Genomic DNA, 3342 nt, shown 5'->3' on the forward strand with positions numbered 1-3342 from the left:
CTCGTGCCGAACTGTGGCCGTACAGGCGACGATCCACCTCGATCCGCATCCCGTTGGCCTCGACCCAGCGGTGCACGATCGCGCCCGCTTCCGGCCCCAGGGCGTCTTCGAGCGACACGCGTATTGCGCCACTGCTGCGCAAGAGTTCCTCCGGACTTGTGACCTGCAGATTGTGACACGTGAGGTAGGTGGGTCGAATGGTACGTGGAGGCATGTGGCTCTAGGGTGCTCGGAGGGAGGGACCGATGAAGCCTGGCGAGATCCTGGATCGTGAGCTTGAGAAACTACTGGGCACCGCAGCGCCTGCCCTGCACGAATGGGCAGTGGGGGTTGTACCAGCCGTCGAGGTAGCGGAAGATCGCCGAGTCGGCTCGGCGCGAGTGGCGAAAGGTGTTGCCAAGCCAGTAGATCAGCTCAGTCTTGATGGTCGACCACAGGTTCTCGGCGAACGAATCGCCGACGCTGCCCGTCGAGGGGGCGATCTTGAAGGTGCTTCTGGGGTGGCGCCAGCGTCGCGACGAGGCCAAGGGCGCTGAGCGCATGCGGTGCTGCGTCAGATGCTGACCTGGACGAGCCGGCGAGCGGGTCACACCGCGTCACAGTCGAGGCCCCGGGAATTGCCCGCTCTCGATTGGTGAAGTACCGGCCTCGCTGGCCCGCAACCCGGCCAGCGCGTCCGCGACCGGCGACGACTCCAGACCGATGGTCAACACGGTGTTGAAACCTACGGCGTTGGCTATGACGGGTTTCCTCCAGCTGCGATCAGGGCATCAGCGATGGCAACTGCCCGGCGCCGCGGACAACTCGGGAGGCGTCGATCAGCTGCCGAGTTGTCTGAGGTTGTCCAGAGCGATCTGCTCGCCGTGCGCGTCGCCGATCTCGCGGTACTCGGCGACCGCCTGCTGGAGGTAGCCGATCGCCTCGTCCTTCTTCCCGGCGGCGACGCTGGTGAGCGCCATGTTGGCCAGCGTGCGCGCGATGTTCGCCCGGTCCTTGTACGCGACGAAGTACTCCAGCGCGGTTCGGTAGGTGTCGGCGGCCACGGTGTACTCGCCCGCCCTGTGGTAGGTCAGCGCCAAGCTGGCCACCGCGGCGGCCATCGCGGTCGGCCGCCTTAGGTCGCGGAAGATCACGATCGCGCGGGCGAGGTGCTGGACCGCGTCGTTCAGCTCGCCGCGATCCTGCGCCAAGCTGGCCAGCCCGACAAGCACTGCGGCCAGATTGCACTTGTCGTCCGTGCCTTCGAGCAGCGTCCTGGCATTCTCAAAGTGCACGCGGGCCTCGTCGGGCTGGTCCCGCAGCGCGCACAGGCCGCCCAGGTTGTTCATCAGCAGGGCGCGACCGTGCTCGTCGGCGGATTCGAACGCCTGTTCGTACGCGTCCTGGGCCTCGGGGTAGTGGCCCTGGTCCTGATAGAGCGACCCGATCTGGGTGAGGATCTGGACGTCCAGTGGCAGCTCCGCGTCCTGGAACGCGCTGAGCGCTGCCTGGTAGCGCTCGATCGCCGGTTCCCACTCGCCGCTGCGGTCTAGTGTCCAGCCTTCGGCGTAGCGGACGATGCCTAGCCCGTATCCGGGCAGGTCCATGCCCTTCAGCTCGCGCAGCATGTCGTCGCAGAGCTCGAACTGGCCCAGCTGCGCCAGTTCCGTGTGCAGCGCCGACCACCGGCGGAACCCCTCGATCGGGTCCCGTTCGACCAGCAGCCGGATCTCTTCGACGAAGTGCCGCAGCGTGCTGTCCAGCTCATCCATCGGCTGGTTTCACCCCGATCGTCTTGGACGCGTGGTAGGCCAGCAGGCGCTGCCGCAGCCGTTGGTAGTCGGTCTCGCTGGTGAAGCGCAGCCGGTCGATGAGCAGTTCCCTGATCTTGTCGTGCAGCCGGACGCCTTCGGGGTGCCTGCTCACGAACGAGTGCACCTCGACCAGGGTGTACAGCCGTCTGGCCTCCTCTTTGGTGACGTCGAGCAGGTGCCGGATGACCTCCGGGTTGATCCAGGACGCGATCGCGCACTTCTCGATCACCTCGCGAACGGCGTGCACCTGCTCCTCGCGAAGGATGCGGTCCAGGAGCTGGCCGGCGACCTTGTCCCGGTCCGCGATGTGGTCGAACTCGCCGACCGCGTGCCAGCCGCCCGCCTCCTTCGCGAGTTTGCGCACGAGCACCAGCACCAGCGGGTAGCCGCCGGTGAAGCGGTAGACCTTGTCCAGGGCGGCCGCGTCGGTCAGACCGTAGTGCCGCAGGTAGGACTTCGCGTCGTCTTCGCCCAGCTCAGGCAACGGGTAGCTCAGGATCGCGTCGTCGTGGTCGCTCCAGTCGAAGTTCTGCTTGGCCAGCTGGTTGCGGCCGAAGACGACGATCCTGGTCCGGTCGGGGACGACGGGGAGCAGATGCTGGCGCACCCACGTGTCGAGCTTGCCCGCCTCCTCGTAGGTGTCGAGCAACACCGCCGAGGGCGCACCGTCCTGCACCGCGGCGAACGCGTCGCCGAATGCGCTCGTGACGTCCCGGTCGGATGACCGGAGAAAGCGCTGCAGGCTGAACCGGTTGTCCAGCGCGGCTCGTAGGTCCGGGGTCAGGACGACGGCACTGTGGTCGACGGTCGCCTGCACGGCGGCGCGGTTCGTGGGCGCGCCGACCGCGTCGAACATCGCGTCGACGCCCCCGCTCGCGAGCACGATCTCCCGCATGGTGTCGTGTTGCTCCAGCAGCCGCAGGACGTCGAGGAGGGCGTCGTCCGTCTCGTGCGCGATCAGCGTCAGGCACAGCTGCCGCAGCACAGTGCTGGGGCGCTCTTCGCACTCTGCCAGGTCGGCGGTGCCGAACCGCAGCCCGCGCCGTTCCGCATTCGCGCCGAACTTGCGGAGCACCTCGGTCTTGCCGATGCCGCCAGGGCCGTAGACGTTCAGCAGCCGCTGATCGGTCCGGCCTTCGACCAGTTCGGCGAACATGCCCGTCTCGGCTTGCCGCCCGACCACGAAACGTTCTGCCGGTCGATTCGGACGTGGCTGCTGCGGCGTCGGCCGCCGTGCTGCCGGTGCTGTCGGTGTCGCGGGCTTGGTCCGTGAGCCGGGTTTCACCGTCGCGAGGAACGTTTCCGCCGCTTCGTCGGCCAGGGCCTTGAGCCACGGTCTGTCCTCGGGACGTGTCGCGTCCCTGACGTAGACCATCAACGTCGCCGCGTAGAGGGACAGCGGTCGTTGGAGGCGCCAGTCGGGTCCGTAACCGTATGGCTCGATCCACTGCTCCGCTGCTTCGTATGTTCGAGTAATGATGTCGCGCAACCATGCGGGAAGCCGGTCCCGCTGAGCGTGCTCCGGGTCGAGCAGCACGCGCCGAAGCGG

General features: G+C 67.4%; 4 protein-coding genes. All 4 read right to left on the reverse strand.

Annotated features, from left to right (window positions below; genetic code table 11):
- Positions 1-284 precede the first annotated feature (284 nt).
- Positions 285-542 carry a hypothetical protein gene (locus tag VFG33_RS08785; protein WP_325024302.1) on the reverse strand — a complete coding sequence of 86 codons (258 nt, stop codon included), beginning with the start codon at positions 540-542 and terminating at the stop codon, positions 285-287.
- Between the two features lie 54 nt (positions 543-596).
- Entirely contained in the window at positions 597-740 is a 144-nt protein-coding gene (locus tag VFG33_RS41380) for a DUF8821 family protein (RefSeq protein WP_524538123.1), read from the reverse strand.
- A gap of 78 nt (positions 741-818) precedes the next feature.
- Positions 819-1751 carry a tetratricopeptide repeat protein gene (locus tag VFG33_RS08790; RefSeq protein WP_325024304.1) on the reverse strand — a complete coding sequence of 311 codons (933 nt, stop codon included), beginning with the start codon at positions 1749-1751 and terminating at the stop codon, positions 819-821.
- A partial coding sequence (locus tag VFG33_RS08795) for a P-loop NTPase family protein (RefSeq protein ID WP_325024306.1) occupies positions 1744-3342 on the reverse strand: 1599 nt, incomplete at its 5' end. The genes VFG33_RS08790 and VFG33_RS08795, both read right to left, overlap by 8 nt.

This window comes from Kribbella sp., assembly GCF_035687465.1.
Lineage (GTDB): Bacteria > Actinomycetota > Actinomycetes > Propionibacteriales > Kribbellaceae > Kribbella.